Source organism: Bowdeniella nasicola, from assembly GCF_900107735.1.
Lineage (GTDB): Bacteria > Actinomycetota > Actinomycetes > Actinomycetales > Actinomycetaceae > Bowdeniella > Bowdeniella massiliensis.
This window is the reverse complement of record NZ_FNQV01000004.1, coordinates 46,863-62,297: the sequence shown is the minus strand read 5'-3', so window position 1 is coordinate 62,297 and position 15,435 is coordinate 46,863. Positions and strand designations below refer to the sequence as shown.

The window sequence follows — 15,435 nt, the reverse complement described above, 5'->3', positions numbered from 1 at the left end:
CACCCGGGATGAGCCGCGCGCCGAACGGCGTTGAATAGAGATATGCGCCCCCTCGCCAAAATCCTTGCGTTCACGCGCGAGCTCGCACCCTACTATCTTGCAATCGTGCTCGCCGCCGTCGCGACCGCCGTCCTGGCCCTCGCCACGCCCTTCATCATCGGCCGCGCCACCGATACCGTCGTCGACGCGACGACGGGCGCCATCGCCGCCGGCGACGCGGTCACCACCGTGCTGTGGCTTGCTGCCGCCTTCCTGGCGGTCGAACTGGCCGCAACCCTCATCTCCTCGGCCGGCGGCTACGCGGGCGACGTCATGAGCGCACGCATGCGCGAGATCCTGTCCAACCGCTACTTCACGAAGCTGTTGGCACTGCCGCAGCGCTACTTCGACAACGAGCTGACGGGCCGCATCGTCTCGCGCCTGAATCGCTCCATCACCGAGGTCACGGGCTTTGCGAAGGCGTTTTCCAACTCCTTTTTCACGATGCTCATCCAGACGGTGGCGATCCTCGCGATCTCCGCGCTGTATGCCTGGCCGCTCGCGCTGCTGCTCGCCATCGTCTTCCCGATCTACCTGTGGCTCACGGCGCTGACCTCCCGGCGCTGGCAGGTCATCGAGGGCAAGAAGAACCACGAGATCGACGCCGCCGGCGGGCGTTTCACCGAGGTCATCGCCCAGATCAAGGTCGTCAAATCCTTCGTGCAGGAACGCCGCGAGCTACGGGTCTTTGCCGAGCGCTTCGCGAAGACGATCGGCCTCACCCGCGATCAGTCCCGGCACTGGCACGCCATGGACGCGCTGCGCCGCGGCGTCATGGCCGCGATCTTTTTCGGCATTTACGCCATCATTTTTGTCTACACCGTGCAAGGCCGCTTCAGCGTCGGCGACATGGTCCTGCTCATCCAACTCGTCACCATGGCGCGCGCACCCGTCACCTCAATGTCCTACATCGTCGACAGCGCCCAGCACGCCATCGCCGGTTCGAAGGACTACTTCCGCGTCATCGAACGTGAAACGCCCGTACCCGTACGCGGCACGGTGGAGTTGCGCACCGATGTTCCCGCCGTCGAATTCGACGACGTGAGTTTCGGCTACGACGACGACGCCGACGTGCTCGCGGGCGTCTCCTTTGCGATCGAACCCGGCGAGAAGGTCGCGTTCGTCGGCGAATCCGGTGGCGGCAAGACGACGCTCATCAACCTCCTGCTGGGCCTATACGAGGTGCGCTCCGGCACGATCCGCGTCATGGGTCACGACGTGCGCGACCTGTCCACCAGCCAGCTGCGCGCGGCGATCGGCGTCGTCTTCCAGGAGCCGAACCTGTTTTCGGGCACCATCGCCGAGAACATCGGCTACGCGGACCCGGATGCGCCCCGCGCCGTCATCGAAGCCGCCGCGGCACGCGCCAACGCCGACGGCTTCATCTCGAAGTTTTCCCGCGGCTACGATTCGCTCATCGGCGAACGCGGCCTGAAACTCTCGGGTGGCCAGAAGCAGCGCATCTCGGTGGCGCGCGCGATTGTGAAGGACCCCGCGATCCTCGTGCTCGACGAAGCCACGAGCGCCCTGGACACGCGCAGCGAACGCCTCGTGCAATCCGGGCTCGCCGCGCTCATGGCGGATCGGACCTCGCTCATCATCGCCCACCGGCTCTCCACGATCTCGAGCGTTGATCGCATCATCACCCTGCGCGACGGGCGCATCGACGAGATGGGGGCGCCCGCCGATCTCGCCGTCTCGGGCGGTATTTACGCCGAGCTCCTCGCGCTGCAGAATGAAGGCACAACCGCCGCGAAAAAGCGTCTGCGCGGCTACGGAATCGAGCACTAATGGACCTCCTTACCGCCTCCCCACTCCTTGCTATCTTCCTCGTCGTTGCCCTCGGTTCGCTGCTCGGGCAGATCCCGCTTGGGCCGCTGAAGCTCGGGGCCGCCGGCGCGCTGTTCGTCGGCCTGGCCATCGGCGCCGCCGTGCCGGATATCGGCGCCGAGCTCGCCCTCGTCCAGAGCCTGGGCCTCGCTCTGTTCGTCTACCTCGTGGGGCTGGCCGCCGGCCAGCCGTTCTTTGCCGACCTGAAACGCACCGCGCCCCTCATCGGCGTCGCGGCCCTCATCCTCGCGCTCGCGGCCGCAGGTGCGCTCGCGGCGGCAAAGCTGCTCGGCGTTTCCACCCCGATCGGCGCGGGCGTCTACGCCGGTGCGCTCACGACGACGCCGGCGCTCGCCGCAGCCAACACCGCGGCCGGGTCGAACGAGCCGTCGGTCGGCTACGCCATCGGATACCCCGTCGGCGTCATCGTCGCGATGATCGTCGTCGCCGCCGTCGTCACCCGCTCCTGGCCCGGCAAGCGCGACTCCGCGCCGCTAGCCAGCGGCGATATCGAGGCCGTCTCGGTGCGCGTTGACCGCCCGATGGCGGTGCGCCGCGTGCCCGGCTACGCCGAGCAGCACCTGCGCATGAGCTACCTGCGCCGCGAGGGCCACACTCGCGTCGTCACGCCCGGTGAGGAATTGCGTGCGGGCGATGAGGTGCTCTTCGTCGGCCCGCGTGACATCGTCGAAAAAGCGATCGCCGCCGTCGGTTCGCGCCTGCCCGAGCACCTCACCCACGATCGCGGCCAGGTCGATTTCAAGCACTTCGTCCTATCCAATTCGACGCTCGCCGGCAAAACCGTCGCCGAACTGAACCTGCCCGGCCGATTCGGCGGCGTCATGACCCGGGTCAAGCGCGGCGATCAGGAGATGCTGGCCGCCGACGATCTCGTGCTCGAGCTCTCGGATCGCGTGCTCGTCGTCGTGCCGCGCGAATCCTTCGACGACGTCGCCCAGTTCTTCGGCGATTCCGAGCGTTCGATCTCCTCGTTTTCGGCCCTATCGGTGGGCGTCGGCATGGCGCTCGGCCTCGTCCTTGGCCTCGTCACGGTCTCGCTCGGCGGTACGACGTTCTCCCTCGGCACCGCCGCCGGCCCCCTCGTGGTGGGCATGCTCCTCGGCTATATCGGGCGCACCGGCCCGATCGTCTGGCAGCTCCCGCTCGCCTCGAACCTGACGCTGCGGCAGCTGGGCCTGCTGATCTTCCTCGCGGCCGTCGGCCTCAGCGCGGGGCCGAACTTCGCGTCCTTCGCCTTCACCGCCCAGGGCGCTGCCGCCGGCGCCGTCGCCATCGTCGTCGTGACCATCACGACGCTCGCCACCGTCGCCGCCGGGCGCCTGCTTGGCCTGTCGGCCGCGCGCACCGCCGGGGCCGTCGCAGGCATCGTGGGGCAGCCCGCCATATATGCGTATGCCGCGTCCCGGCGCGATGACGATCGCATCGAAGCCGGGTACGCGGCACTGTTTGCGGTGGGGATCCTAGTAAAGATAGTGCTCGTGACGGTCATCGTCGCGAGCTAGGTTACGCAACGACGGCGAGCTCCCGAAAGTCGGCATCAACGGCCCGCCACTGCTGTCCGACGGGACGCAGTCCGCGACGGTGCAGATCGCGCACCATGACCCCGCGGCTGGCTAGACGGCGGCGCAGCAGCTCCGCATCGCCGTGCGCGCCCGCGCGGATCGCGTGCGCCCGCGCCGAGAGCAGCTTCTTCACGTCGTTGCACAGCGTGCAGTCCTCCTCGCTGCGGAACTCATAGTCGAAGGGGTCGCCGTTGATGATCGAGGTGTAGCCGCAGTCCAGCAGCGCATCGACGAGGTGGGCGGAATCGACGTCGTTGCGCACGCGCGCCAGCTCGATATCGTGATCGCCCAGGACGACGAAGTCACGGTCGACGACGATGGAGCGCACGAGCTCGGCCGGTACCTGCACGCGGGCGTCATCCCACGCGATCTCGATCTCCTTGGGCGAAATCGTCATGCGCAGCGCCTCGGAGAGCATCGTGACGGAGAAGACCGTGCCACCGAGCGCCCCGGCGAGCGTCGCGATGGCGAGCATGATGGGCTCCCCGACGTACTCACCGAAACCGAACAGGCCATTGAACGACAGCCACGGCGTGGACACAGCCAGCTCGAAGAGCAGGCCGGTGACGAGACCGAGCAGCGCGCCGATGACCGGGCCAATCAGCGTCGTCGCGACGCGATGTAAGAGTGATGAGCGAACGGTGCGAGACATTTCCCCTCCTGATGTTCCTGACATCTTTATCGTGGCAAGAACGCACCCAAACCGGATCGGACGGGCGCATGAAAGTGCGGGTAACAGCAGTCCTTCTTCGGTCGTAGACGAGCGCAAGCAGCATCAGTCGGAAGTCAGGGGAAGCCCCTATTCAGGTCTCGAAACTGTCACGGTTCTGGGTTTCGCTTCCGCGCGCGTTTATGATAAGAGCGCGGGGGTGTTACTGCGCTAGATAAGTTCGAGGTTCATGGAGTCCGTTGGTTTCCGTTGCGCGGCATTCGTCGCCGCCGGTGTCCTGGCCATTGGGGCCGGGATTTTTCAGCTGACGGCTCAGCCCGTCGTCGCTGAAGTCATCGACGCGGATACCATCGTCGTCGCGCAGGGTTTTCGCGAATACGAGGTTCGACTCGCGAACCTCGACACCCCGGATTCTGGCTCGGAGTCGACGGTTCCCCAGTGCCTTGGCAAGGAAGCGGTGAGCTTCCTGCGCGAACTCCTGCCCGCGGGAACTCCCATTATGATCGACGCCGCCGCCCGCGATAGCCACGGCCGCAGCATTGCCGGCGTCTACCGCAACGGGGTCCTCATTAACGCCGAGCTTGCTCGGGCCGGGTTTGCCGTGCCGATCGCGCTGGATTCGCCCGACCGGTTCTATTCCGCGATCGAATCGGGCGCCATCCATGCGCGGGCCGCCAAGCTCGGACTATTTGACCCGAGCGTGACGTGCACACTGGCGGCCGAGGTTCGAAGCGCCAAACTCCCGGCCCGTCTCACCGAGCAGCCGCCGGGCGCCTACCAGCGCGATGATGTGCTCGCGATGACAGCCGACGTGCGGAGCCTCATTCATACCTGGGAGAACATCGGCGCAGCCAAGGGCAATCGAAACATGGTGCTGCGCTCGACGTGGTCGGAGCGCTACGTCGACGAACTCAAACGCGAATACTGGAACTCCTATGTCGCGCCCGCCAAGAAGCGGCTGGCGGAAGCGGCAGCTACCGTTCCGGATGTCGAGGTTGAACCGGATCTCGTCACGGATCCCCCGGCGAAGCAACCGCCCATCGAAAAACCGCGCCCGGTGACACCCAAACCGACCCTCGCTCCCAAACCGAGCCCGGAGCCGAGTGAAACCGAGCCTGCTCCGAAGCCGACCCCGCCACCTAAGCCAACCGCGCCGCCTAAGCCAACCCCGACGCCGACCCCATCGCCAGAGCTGGCTCCCGAGCCAGAGGACGGCAGCGACGAGGTCGTGAAGCCCTTCGTCCCGGCGCCGGAGGACCCGGATGAGGTCGTGAAGCCCGGAAAGGGCCACGGACGGGGCATTCCGCCCGGCCACCGAGACCGAGGGTGACATCTCAAGCAGATTCCTGACAAGGCGGTTACGGTAGACGTAACGGCGGTGATGTTGCTGCCATGACGGAAGGACACGCTATGTCTGATATGCCCGATGCCTCCATCCGGCCCGACGGTTCCACACACTTCAATGGAGCCCCCGCAGACTCGGACCGTAACTCCCTGACGGTTTCGCCCGATGGCCCGATCCTGCTGCACGATTTCCATCTCGTTGACACGCTCGCCCACTTCAACCGCGAAAACACTCCAGAACGCAAGCCCCACGCCAAGGGTTCCGGCGCGTTCGGTACCTGGCGGACGACGAGCGATGTTTCGCAATACACGAAGGCGAGCCTGTTTCAGCCGGGCGCCTCGTGCAAGATGCTTGCCCGCTTCTCGACGGTCGCCGGCGAGCTCGGTTCGCCCGACACCTGGCGAGACGTGCGCGGCTTTGCTCTGAAGTTCTACACCGACGAGGGCAACTACGACATGGTCGGCAACAACACGCCGATCTTCTTCGTTCGCGACCCCATGAAGTTCCCGCATTTCATTCGTTCCCAAAGGCGCCTGCCGGCCTCCGGCCTGCGCGATCAGGACATGCAGTGGGATTTCTGGACGCTCAACCCCGAATCGGCGCATCAGGTCACCTACCTCATGGGCGACCGCGGCCTGCCCAAGACGTGGCGCAACATGAACGGCTACTCCTCCCACACCTACATGTGGGTCAATGAGGCCGGAGAGCGCTTCTGGGTCAAGTACCACTTCCACACCCAGCAGGGCGTCGAGAATGTCGAATCCGCCGAAGCCACCCGCATCGCCGGTGAAGACGCCGACTTCCACCGTCGCGATCTGTTCGAAGCCATTGAGCGCGGCGACTTCCCCCGCTGGAAGCTCTCGGTCCAGGTCATGCCCTATGAGGAGGCCAAGACCTACCGCATCAACCCCTTCGACCTCACGAAGACCTGGCCGCACGCGGACTACCCGCTGATCGAGGTCGGCGAGTTCGAACTGAACGAGAACCCGAGGAACCACTTCGCCCAGATCGAGCAGGCGGCCTTCTCGCCGTCTAACCTCGTTCCCGGCATCGGATTCTCGCCCGACAAGATGCTGCTTGGCCGCGTCTTCGCCTACCCGGACGCCCACCGCGCCCGCATCGGCACGAACTTCCACCAGCTACCCGTCAACCGGCCGAAGACCGAGGTCAACGTCTACGCCTTCGACGGCAACATGAACTTCGACCAGAGCGATGACCGCGCCACCTACGTCCCGAACTCCAAGGGCCACAGCTACGCGGACTTCGAAGGCGTCGTTGACAACGGGTGGGAGGCCGACGGCGAATTCGTTCGCCAGGCCTACACGCTGCGCGAGGATGACGACGACTTCACCCAGCCCGGCATCCTCGTTCGCGAGGTCATGGACGACGAGCAGCGTGCTCGCCTCGTCGAGACCGTCGGCGGCATCATCGGTGACCTCACCGACGAAGTCCGCGAGCGCGTCTACTGGTACTGGACGCAGATCGATGGCGACATCGGTCGACGCATCCGCGAGTTCCACGAGTCCGGCGGCAACGCCGATCCGCTGCCCGGTGGCGCCCCGGATGATGCCCAGGCCCACGCCGATCAGGGCGAGGTCGCGGGCGAAAAGACGCACGCTAGCGACGATTAATCCCCACTAACCGTGGCCAGTCGGAGATTCCGGCTGGCCACGGTTTTGTGTTATCCACAGGTTTGCCTACCCCCTAGCGCGCCGCCCCAGACCGGGGTTGACTGGGACCACCCAGCAGGAAGGAGGCACACATGTCACACGGCGCACTCACCGAAGCCGAGCTCGACGTTCTCCGCTCCCTGCATGCCCGCGCCTCCCAGCACGGGGTCATCGCCAAAAACCGCGACGAAGCGGTCGAAGCCCTCAAAACCCTCGAGGCCGTCACCGCGCACCTGTCCGTGACCGTTACTCGCCTCATCGCGCAGGTCGATCGCTCGCGGCGCGGTCAACGCGGCCGTACGACGTCGGCCATCATCTCCGAGGTGCGCAAGCTGCCCACGAAGCTCGCGGATTCGATCGTGAAGAAGTCGCGCCGGCACGCCAACCATCCCGAGGTCCTCACCGCGCAGGCCACCGGCCGCATCTCCGAGCCCAACGCGGCAACAATCTGTCAAACGCTCGAGGAACTGCGGCCCTTCCTCACCGACGACGCTACCGCCGAGGCCACGCGCGTACTCCTCAACGACGCGGAGTTCTCTATGCCCGCGGCATTCAAACGCCGCTGCCGCGCCTTCAAGGACGAGATCGATCTGCAGGGCGCGCGCACCCGCGCCGAGCAGGATGACGCCATCCGCAAGGCGTCCGAAGCCAAGCGCTTCCTCGTCTTCATCGGCGACAACGTCAACGGATACGACATTAGGGGGCACCTGCCCGGCCGCCACGCCGCAGCTGTCATGCGCTGGCTCGACCGCGAATCCAACCGGTTGCTGCGCAAGGCACGTGCTCGCCGCCAACCGGTAGCGGGGGAGGCGACCCGCACTCTCGACGCCCTCGTCTCCCTCGCCAGCGCCGCGCCGGCCAGGGCCGCGCCGCCCAGCCCCGCGCCAGCCAACTCCGCGCCCATGGACTCGAACACCGCATCGGCCAGCCCCGCGCCGACGAACTCCGCAATCGCCGAGGACCCGACGGCGCGGCTTATGGGCCCGAGCCTGCGGCATCGCCTCACAGCGCGCGACGGCGGCTGCGTCGTCCCGTGGTGTCACGTCCGGGCGGAGCTGTGCGACGGCCACCACATCGTGAAATGGTCCGATGGGGGACCGACGACGGCCGAGAACATGTGCCTGCTGTGCACGCGGCACCACCCCGAGTTTGAAAACACATTCGACGACGACACCGGGTGGTGCATCAAGCTCATCGACGGCATTCCCGCCGCCATTCCGCCCTCCCGGATCGACCCGCAGCGACGCCCCCGGTTCCACGAACGCTTCCGGCCCAAGATCCCACCACCGAAAGCATCGGCGTAACACCCCGCCCCCTATGGCGGGGCGTCTCGCCTGCCCGGCATTACTGCCGGGCCTTTTTTACGCTCCCCGCCTCATCTCGATTGGCGAAACCGCTGAAAAAACGGTGCCAAAATGACGGTGACAACACCAGGAGTGATACATGGCCCTCGCCCGCACCAAAATCCTTGCCGGCCTCGTCGCCATCGGGGTCGCCACCAGTGGTGGCCTCATCGCCGTCCAAGCGGCGAACGCCCAGCCCGCCGTCAAACACGTCGTCGACGGCGACACGATCGTCGTGAAGGAAGGCTTCAGCACGTATACCGTGCGGCTGCTGAACGTCGACAGTCCGGAGACCAAGCACCCCGACAAGGAGGTGCAGTGTATGGGTCCGGAGGCAACCGAGTTCTTGCGCAAGAAGCTCCCGGCTGGCACGGCGCTGCGACTCGAATACGACGTCGAGCGCGATGATCGGTTCGGGCGCCGGCTCGCGGGAGTGTTCGTCGGGGACCAGCTCATCAACGCCGAAATCGCGCGCGAGGGCTTCGGCATTCCCGTCGTTTTCGGCCAAAATCGTAAGTTCTATGCCGACGTCAAGGCGGCCGCCGACGAAGCTCAGGCGCAGCAGCGCGGTGTGTTCGACCCGGCGCGCGACTGCACCATCGCAGCCCTCGCGACGGCGGTGATGTCCCAGCAGCCGATCGCATCGCAGCTCAGCGGCGAGCTGGAACAGGATGTGACGACGAGCGGCCACAACGCGGCGGCGCTCGCGGCCATCCTCGCGGCCTATGAGGCGCTCGATGGCGCGACGTCGCACCGCAATGCGTTGTTCGCTAACGAGTGGGCGCGCAGTTACCACGCGAGCCTGGTGCGCAAGGCGCGCAGTGAGGTCTTGGAGCCGGCGCAGCGCGACGCGCAGCGCTTCGATCAGGCCCTCGACGCCGCCAAGGAAGAAGCGATGCGGGCAGAGCAGGCTCGGGAGGCAGCGGAGCGCGCTGAGGCAGAGCGAAAGGCCGAAGAAGCGCGCAAGGCCGAAGAAGCGAAGCGGGCCGAAGAAGCGAAGCGGGCCGAAGAAGCGAAGCGGGCCGAAGAAGCGAAGCGGGCGGAGGACAACCGTCGGGCCGAGGAGAAGCGAAAGGCCGAAGCGAAAAAGGCTCCGAAGCCGGCGCCGAAGAAAGCGCCCGCGCCGAAGAAGGCTCCGGCGCCGAAGCCTGCTCCCAAAAAGACGCCGCCGAAGGTGACGGGCGGCTGCTACCCGCACGGCGTGGCGCCCCCGGGCTACAACGGCCCGCGGTGCTACAAGCCCGGCGGCAAGACGTGGTGCGTGTGCTCCAAGCGCGGCTAGGACACGATGCGCTGCAGGCGGGCGAGCGCTACCCGCTGCTCGGGATCCGCTAGGCGCGGATCGTCCGGCTCCTTACTAGCGAGCACGGCCGCGAAATAGCGCCGGTCAGCCGCGAGGCGCTCGCGCGCATCCGAGCCGACGCTGCCATGGCCCGGCACGATGAGCGCCGCCTGCTCGACGTACGGCTCGAGCGCGTCCAGCCCCGCCAGGTACGCGTCGACGTCGTCGGGCGCGAAGGGCAGCGGCAGCTCGTCGTCGCTCAGCATGTCGCCCGCGATGAGGATGCGCGGCTCCGGCAACCAGATCGCCGTATGGCCGGGCGCGTGGGCGTCGTGGGTGATGAGCTCCAGGTGCACGAGGTGGTGCGGTAGAGCCGGCTCGTGGCGACGGCGACGCCCGGAGCGATGATCATGTCCACGACTCCCGACGCGCGAATTCGGCAAACGAGATCGGATCGCGCCCAAGGACGCGCCTGACGTCGTCGGTGAGGCCGGCCGCTAGCCCCAGGCGCGCCGTCGTGTAGATCGCCGCCGTCACCGCCACCATCGGCAGCGGCATGCTGCGCCGAGCATGCCAGCAGTAGCGCAGCAGGCCCGGGCGGCGATAACGGATCGGCCGGCCGAGCGCGGCGGAAAGGATCGCGGCGACCTCGCCATAGGTCAGCGCCTCGGGCCCGGTCACGGTCCACGCGCGGTTTCGGTACTGTTCGAGCAGGGCGGCCGCGGCCACCTCGCCGACGTCCTGTGCGTCGACGAAGGCCATCGCGCCGCCGCCCGCGGGCACCATGATCTCGTCGCGATCGCGGATATCGGCGAGGTGCGTCGTCGAGAGGTTCTGATTGAAAAAGGATGCGCGCACGAACGTGTAACTCATGCCGGAGGATTTCAGGTAGGACTCGATCGCGGCATGCGGCACGACGCGGTTCTTTTCCGCGCCCTGCAGCGAGAGGAAGACGACGTGCTTGAGCCCCGCCTCGCGCCCGAACTTTAGCGCGGGCAGCACCTCGTGGCTGCTAAGGGCCGGCGGCGCGCAAGGATGTGGCGACGACCGCGCCGACGTTGCCGTGCGCGCCCGTCACCAGGATCATCCGCGAGCCTCGATGAACGCCTGCACGCAGGCGCGCACGTCGGCCTCGCTGTGGCCCGCGGAGAGCTGGACGCGGATGCGCGCCTGGCCCCTCGGCACGACGGGGAAGGAAAAGGCGATGACGTACACGCCGCGCTCGAGCATGGCGTCGGCGATCTCGGTGGCACGCCGGGCGCCGTCCTCCCCTGAGAACATGACGGCCGTGATCGGGTGCGATCCGGGCAGAATCTCGAAGCCGGCCTCCGTCATGAGGGAGCGGAAGAGCTCGGTGTTGCGCTCCAGCTGGGCGCGCGCGTCGTCGGCCGCACGCGCGAGCTGCAGGGCCCGCAGTGATCCGGCGACGACGCTTGGCGCCACGGCATTGGAAAACAGGTAGGGCCGGGCGCGCTGGCGCAGCAGCTCGACGACGGGGCGTGGGCCCGCGACGAAGCCACCCGAGGCGCCGCCGAGCGCCTTACCGAGCGTGCCGGTGATGATGTCGACGCGATCCATGACGCCGAGCAGCTCGTGCGTGCCGCGCCCGTGCTCGCCCACGAAGCCCGTGGCGTGGGAGTCGTCGACGATGACGAGCGCGCCGAACTCGTCGGCCAGGTCGCAGATCTCATCGAGCGGCGCGTAATAGCCGTCCATCGAGAAGACGCCGTCGGTGACGATGCCGATGCGGCGGGCGCCGGCGTCCTTGGCCTCCTGCAGGCGGGCGCGCAGCTCGCTCATGTCGGCGTTCGCGTAGCGCAGGCGCTTGGCCTTGGTCAGCCGGATGCCGTCGATGAGGGAGGCGTGGTTCAGCGCATCGGAGACGATCGCGTCCTCGGGCCCGAAGAACACCTCGAACAGGCCGCCGTTGGCGTCGAAGCAGGAGGAGAACAAGATGGCGTCCTCGGTGCCGACGAACTCGGCGATCGATTCCTCCAGCTCGCGATGCTGCGTCTGGGTGCCACAGATGAAACGCACCGAGGCCATGCCAAAGCCCCACTGCTCGAGCGCGTCCTTGGCGGCGGCGACGATCGATTCCTCGTCGGCGAGCCCCAGGTAGTTGTTCGCACAGAAGTTCAGCGCATCGCCGCTCGTCGTCGCGATGTGAGCGGACTGCGCGCTCGTGAGCTGCCGCTCGCGCTTGGTCAGCCCCGCGGCCTCGATCTCGGCGAGCTCAGCCTCGACGTCGGAAAGAAAAGTCATGATTCTCCTAGCTATTTCGACCAGTCCATAATGACCTTGCCGCACGTGCCGGTGGCCGCGGCGGCGAAGGCCTCCTCGAAGTCCTCGGCGGCGAAGCGGTGCGTGATGACGCCGCGGATCGCCTCGCGGAAGGACTCGGAGGACTCCATGCAAAACGTCATGTGGTACCAGGTGTCGAACATGTCGCGCCCGTAGACGCCCTTGATCGTGAACATGTGCGTGATGACCTTGCCCCAGTCGATAGGGAAGGGGTCCTTCGGCAGGCCGAGCATCGCGATCCGGGCGCCGTGCGTGCAGTTATCGAGGATGTCGGCCATCGCCGAGGGCACGCCGCTCATCTCCATCGCGACGTCGAAGCCCTCGCGCATGCCGAGCTCGTTTTGGACGTCGCGCACGCTGCGTTCGGCGACGTTGACGGCGACGGTGGCGCCGGCCTTGCGGGCGAGGTCCAGGCGGAATTCGGCGACGTCGGTGACGACGACGTTACGCGCCCCGGCATGCTTGGCGATCGCGGCGGCCATGCAGCCGATCGGGCCCGCGCCAGTGATGAGGATATCCTCGCCGATCATGGGCGTTTGCAGCGCCGTGTGGAACGCGTTGCCGAGCGGGTCGAAGATCGCGCCAAGCTCCGGATCGATCGCGGGCGGCTGCACCCACACGTTGGTTGCCGGAACGACGACGTAATCGGCGAACGCGCCGTCGCGGTTGACGCCGATCGAGTTGGTGCGGATGCACATGTGACGACGCCCCGCGCGGCAGTTGCGGCACCGCCCACACACGACGTGCCCCTCCACGGACACGCCCATGCCGACCTTCAAACCATCATCGCCCTCGGCGACGTCCGGACCGATCTCGACGATCTCGCCGTAGAACTCGTGGCCGATCGTCAGCGGCGGCTTGAGCATCGAGGCGGCCCAGTCGTCCCAGTTATAAATGTGCAGATCGGTGCCGCACAGCCCTGCGCGTAGCACTCGAATCTTGACTTCGCCCGGGCCCGGATTCGGCTCCGGGATGTCCTTGAGGACGAGCCCGGGGGCTGCCTCCGCTTTGACCAGTGCGCGCATGATGCTCCTAACGTGCGCGGGCCGCGTGTCGGCTCGCCGGTCACTATCTTAGCGATGTAACTCCCGCACAAAGGTTGGCGCGTTGACGAGCGTGTCCATCACCGGGCAGTGCGTCTCCATGAAGTCGAGGGACGCCTCGAGCTCCTCTTCGGTGTTATCGGCCTCAATGTAGAACCGCTCGGTGATCGTCGAAAAGCCGATCTTCGCGTCGGGATTCTTGCCAAGGAACCCGTCGGGATCGAGCTCGATGCGGATTGAGGTGAGGTTGATGCCGTGCTGGGGGCGAAGGCTTTCGCGACGATGCACTTGCACGCGCCGAGGGCGCTCAGCAGCGCATGCCGAAGTCGGTGCCGCCGAGCGAGGGCGGCTCGTCCAGGATGATCGTCTTGCCGCGGGCTTCGCATTCGACTTTCATGCCGGCGTCGCGGGTGATGGAGGTAGAAGCAGTAAACATGATGTCCCTTTCGCATCAGGTTCTTCTGGCCTAGGAGTGGTAGGTGCCGCGGCCCGCGGGCTTCGATGCTCGCGGGATGAGGTTTCTCGGATTCTTGGAGGCAGTCATGGAAACGCTCACGATCATAGGGCTGGTCGCGATAGCCATTGTGGCGGTGCTGCGGCTCAGGCGCGGCCGGCCCGCCCACAGCACGTACCGCCTGGGACGGCCGCCAGCGGGGGTGCGGGCCGTCTCGCCGCGGCTCGAGGGCGGCGCGAGCCCCGTCATCTTCGGCCCGGGCGCCTTCCCGCAGCTGACCGGCGCCACCTCGCTCGGCACGCTGCACACGTGGTCCGGCACCGTCGGCGCCTGGGGCGGTGGCACACCCATCGGCTTCGACGTGCCGCCGGGCGATTACGAGGTGCGCGCCACCCTGGCCGAGGAGCACGTCGCCTATCCACGTCGCCGACGGCACCGTCGACCACTATGAGCTCGCCTATGGCCTGGGGCCCGGCGGCTTCCGCGCGCTGTCCGTCGACGACGGCATCGTCATGTTTACCGACGTCGAAACCGAGCTGGCCGAGGATTACATCGATCCGCTCCTCGCGGCCGACGGGCTTGCCAACATCGACGGGCAGATCGTGATCGTCATGTGCGACGACGGCCAGTTCCCGGTCGTGGAGGCCGTCGATGCCGACGGCGCGCTGCTTGCCGTGCACATCTGCCTGCTCGTGCTGCCCGATCAGCTGGAGGTCTTCGAGCAGGAGACCGTGCCTATCGGCTCGCCGCTCGCGGTGCTGCCGTATGCGGACTAGAAGGCGGAAAAGTCCAGCGCGAGCGTGCCGTCGTCGCCGATCGTGACGGGAACCTCGATCATCTCGAAGACGTGCGAATAGGAGCGGTGATCCGGCTCCCAGGTATCGTCCTCGCTCCAGCGCCACTTGTAGTCGATCTTCATCTCGCCGCCGTCGATGAGCACGACGCCGTCGTCGAAGGAGATGGCGGGCTCCCGCAGCCAGCGCCGCTCGATCGCGGTGACGGCATAGCCCGGGTCGGTCATCGCTAGGACGTTCTCGCAGCCCGCGGGGTGGAACTTGTTGGACGTCATGCACGTGGCGATGCGCTCGTTGACCTGGGCGATGGCGTCGGTGCTGGCGGCCGGCGTCCAGGACTGGTAAAACGCCACCTCTGCGGGCGCCGCGCCGGGCACGACGACGACGGTTTGCGGCGAGCCGAAGCTGAGGTAGTCCGTGCCCTTGGGCGCATCGAAGATATAGCTGCCGGGCAGGACGGCGAGCACGTCGGAGACAGCGACGCTCGTGAGATTGACCTGGGCGCCGTTGACGCGCGACGCGGTGGCGGCGCCGCTGACCTGGACTGACTGGCGCGGCCCGCTCGTGAGCGTCCAGTCGTCGAAGAAGATATTGACCGTGCCGCTCTTGCGCAGTTCGAAGGCGACGGGATAGCGCTTGGCGTCCATCGTCAGGGAGGCGTCGACGGTCGCGGTTTTCTCCCCGATGCGCACGTCGAGGATCTCGTAGCCGGTGGGCCGGATGTCGGCGGAGCGGTAGACCTCGTCGGTGAGGAGGACACGTTCGGCGCTGGTGACGTCCGGATCGAGCAGCGCGATCGCGTCCGTGGCGCGGCCCTCGACGAGCGCCGCGAGATAGCTTTCGACCCGGCCTTGCGGGCCGTACGTCGTTTTCGCCAGGTGGTCGCGGATGAAGTAGCCGGCGACCAGTGCGCCGATAAGTGAGACGATGACAGCGGTCGTGATGACGACCCCGGTGCGGACGCCGCGTTTCATAGTTGCCCCTCAGTAAATCAACGCTTAGCTCTCACATTAGCGCCATTCGAGGGCGTGCGGGTGGGACAACGGGCCGCGAGATTTGGAGGGTTCAGCCACGCCCAAAA

Annotated in this window: 16 protein-coding genes; 8 read left to right on the top strand and 8 right to left on the bottom strand. The window is 66.9% G+C overall.

From position 1 onward, the window contains the following. Positions 1-42: 42 nt before the first annotated feature. Positions 43-1,830, top strand: coding sequence for an ABC transporter ATP-binding protein (locus BLU67_RS03720; protein ID WP_092562348.1), 1,788 nt, complete (start codon positions 43-45; stop codon positions 1,828-1,830). Next, entirely contained in the window at positions 1,830-3,392 is a 1,563-nt protein-coding gene (locus BLU67_RS03715) for an aspartate:alanine exchanger family transporter (protein WP_092562345.1), read from the top strand. Before BLU67_RS03720 ends, BLU67_RS03715 begins: the two co-directional genes overlap by 1 nt. Before the next feature lies 1 nt (position 3,393). Here BLU67_RS03715 and BLU67_RS03710 read toward each other — a convergent pair whose 3' ends face one another. Then, positions 3,394-4,104: a YqeB family protein gene (locus BLU67_RS03710; protein ID WP_092562342.1), complete on the bottom strand. Its 711-nt coding sequence runs from the start codon at positions 4,102-4,104 to the stop codon at positions 3,394-3,396. Positions 4,105-4,351: 247 nt separating this feature from the next. Between BLU67_RS03710 and BLU67_RS03705 the strand changes: the two genes are divergently transcribed. From BLU67_RS03705 to BLU67_RS03690, 4 genes are all read left to right on the top strand, one after another. Beyond that, positions 4,352-5,452, top strand: coding sequence for a thermonuclease family protein (locus tag BLU67_RS03705; RefSeq protein WP_092562339.1), 1,101 nt, complete (start codon positions 4,352-4,354; stop codon positions 5,450-5,452). A gap of 80 nt (positions 5,453-5,532) precedes the next feature. Continuing rightward, positions 5,533-7,098: a catalase gene (locus tag BLU67_RS03700; RefSeq protein ID WP_315971775.1), complete on the top strand. Its 1,566-nt coding sequence runs from the start codon at positions 5,533-5,535 to the stop codon at positions 7,096-7,098. Between the two features lie 131 nt (positions 7,099-7,229). Then, on the top strand, positions 7,230-8,441 hold the full coding sequence (locus BLU67_RS03695; RefSeq protein WP_092562336.1) for an HNH endonuclease signature motif containing protein: 1,212 nt from the start codon (positions 7,230-7,232) through the stop codon (positions 8,439-8,441). A gap of 139 nt (positions 8,442-8,580) precedes the next feature. Next, on the top strand, positions 8,581-9,762 hold the full coding sequence (locus tag BLU67_RS03690; RefSeq protein WP_092562333.1) for a thermonuclease family protein: 1,182 nt from the start codon (positions 8,581-8,583) through the stop codon (positions 9,760-9,762). Here the strand turns inward: BLU67_RS03690 and BLU67_RS03685 are convergent. The 6 genes from BLU67_RS03685 to BLU67_RS12500 all read right to left on the bottom strand — a co-directional run bounded on the left by BLU67_RS03685 (position 9,759) and on the right by BLU67_RS12500 (position 13,542). Further along, the gene (locus BLU67_RS03685) at positions 9,759-10,118 is read right to left on the bottom strand and encodes an MBL fold metallo-hydrolase (RefSeq protein ID WP_092562330.1); all 360 of its coding nucleotides are present in this window, start codon (positions 10,116-10,118) and stop codon (positions 9,759-9,761) included. The two genes, BLU67_RS03690 and BLU67_RS03685, sit on opposite strands and share 4 nt — an antisense overlap. Before the next feature lie 52 nt (positions 10,119-10,170). Next, on the bottom strand, positions 10,171-10,764 hold the full coding sequence (locus BLU67_RS03680) for an NmrA family NAD(P)-binding protein (RefSeq protein WP_092562327.1): 594 nt from the start codon (positions 10,762-10,764) through the stop codon (positions 10,171-10,173). Between the two features lie 81 nt (positions 10,765-10,845). Continuing rightward, the gene (locus tag BLU67_RS03675) at positions 10,846-12,024 is read right to left on the bottom strand and encodes a glycine C-acetyltransferase (RefSeq protein WP_092562324.1); all 1,179 of its coding nucleotides are present in this window, start codon (positions 12,022-12,024) and stop codon (positions 10,846-10,848) included. Between the two features lie 11 nt (positions 12,025-12,035). Further along, positions 12,036-13,088, bottom strand: coding sequence for an L-threonine 3-dehydrogenase (tdh, locus tag BLU67_RS03670; RefSeq protein ID WP_092562321.1), 1,053 nt, complete (start codon positions 13,086-13,088; stop codon positions 12,036-12,038). Between the two features lie 48 nt (positions 13,089-13,136). Further along, positions 13,137-13,394: an OsmC family protein gene (locus tag BLU67_RS12390; RefSeq protein WP_222842362.1), complete on the bottom strand. Its 258-nt coding sequence runs from the start codon at positions 13,392-13,394 to the stop codon at positions 13,137-13,139. A 19-nt stretch (positions 13,395-13,413) separates the two neighbouring features. Next, positions 13,414-13,542, bottom strand: a complete 129-nt coding sequence (locus BLU67_RS12500; RefSeq protein ID WP_261977016.1) for an OsmC family protein — start codon at positions 13,540-13,542, stop codon at positions 13,414-13,416. Positions 13,543-13,585: 43 nt separating this feature from the next. On the opposite strand from BLU67_RS12500, the gene BLU67_RS03660 reads away from it, so the two are divergent. Together BLU67_RS03660 and BLU67_RS03655 are read left to right on the top strand one after the other, a co-directional pair. Beyond that, positions 13,586-14,011: a hypothetical protein gene (locus BLU67_RS03660; RefSeq protein ID WP_143027327.1), complete on the top strand. Its 426-nt coding sequence runs from the start codon at positions 13,586-13,588 to the stop codon at positions 14,009-14,011. Positions 14,012-14,072: 61 nt separating this feature from the next. Further along, positions 14,073-14,336, top strand: a complete 264-nt coding sequence (locus BLU67_RS03655) for a hypothetical protein (RefSeq protein WP_092562315.1) — start codon at positions 14,073-14,075, stop codon at positions 14,334-14,336. Here BLU67_RS03655 and BLU67_RS03650 read toward each other — a convergent pair. Beyond that, positions 14,333-15,328 (bottom strand): hypothetical protein, encoded by a 996-nt coding sequence (locus BLU67_RS03650; protein WP_092562312.1) that lies wholly within the window; start codon positions 15,326-15,328, stop codon positions 14,333-14,335. The genes BLU67_RS03655 and BLU67_RS03650 overlap by 4 nt on opposite strands. Positions 15,329-15,435: the final 107 nt, after the last annotated feature.

Excerpts from the sequence above, each read along its gene's own strand:
- BLU67_RS03705 (WP_092562339.1), top strand. The coding sequence starts at position 4,352 with ATGGAGTCCGTTGGTTTCCGTTGCGCGGCATTCGTCGCCGCCGGTGTC.
- BLU67_RS03690 (WP_092562333.1), top strand. The coding sequence starts at position 8,581 with ATGGCCCTCGCCCGCACCAAAATCCTTGCCGGCCTCGTCGCCATCGGG.
- BLU67_RS12500 (WP_261977016.1), bottom strand. The coding sequence starts at position 13,542 with ATGTTTACTGCTTCTACCTCCATCACCCGCGACGCCGGCATGAAAGTC.
- BLU67_RS03655 (WP_092562315.1), top strand. The coding sequence starts at position 14,073 with ATGTTTACCGACGTCGAAACCGAGCTGGCCGAGGATTACATCGATCCG.
- BLU67_RS03650 (WP_092562312.1), bottom strand. The coding sequence starts at position 15,328 with ATGAAACGCGGCGTCCGCACCGGGGTCGTCATCACGACCGCTGTCATC.
- BLU67_RS03675 (WP_092562324.1), bottom strand. The coding sequence starts at position 12,024 with ATGACTTTTCTTTCCGACGTCGAGGCTGAGCTCGCCGAGATCGAGGCC.
- BLU67_RS03715 (WP_092562345.1), top strand. The coding sequence starts at position 1,830 with ATGGACCTCCTTACCGCCTCCCCACTCCTTGCTATCTTCCTCGTCGTT.
- BLU67_RS03695 (WP_092562336.1), top strand. The coding sequence starts at position 7,230 with ATGTCACACGGCGCACTCACCGAAGCCGAGCTCGACGTTCTCCGCTCC.
- BLU67_RS03710 (WP_092562342.1), bottom strand. The coding sequence starts at position 4,104 with ATGTCTCGCACCGTTCGCTCATCACTCTTACATCGCGTCGCGACGACG.
- BLU67_RS03700 (WP_315971775.1), top strand. The coding sequence starts at position 5,533 with ATGTCTGATATGCCCGATGCCTCCATCCGGCCCGACGGTTCCACACAC.
- BLU67_RS03720 (WP_092562348.1), top strand. The coding sequence starts at position 43 with ATGCGCCCCCTCGCCAAAATCCTTGCGTTCACGCGCGAGCTCGCACCC.
- tdh (WP_092562321.1), bottom strand. The coding sequence starts at position 13,088 with ATGCGCGCACTGGTCAAAGCGGAGGCAGCCCCCGGGCTCGTCCTCAAG.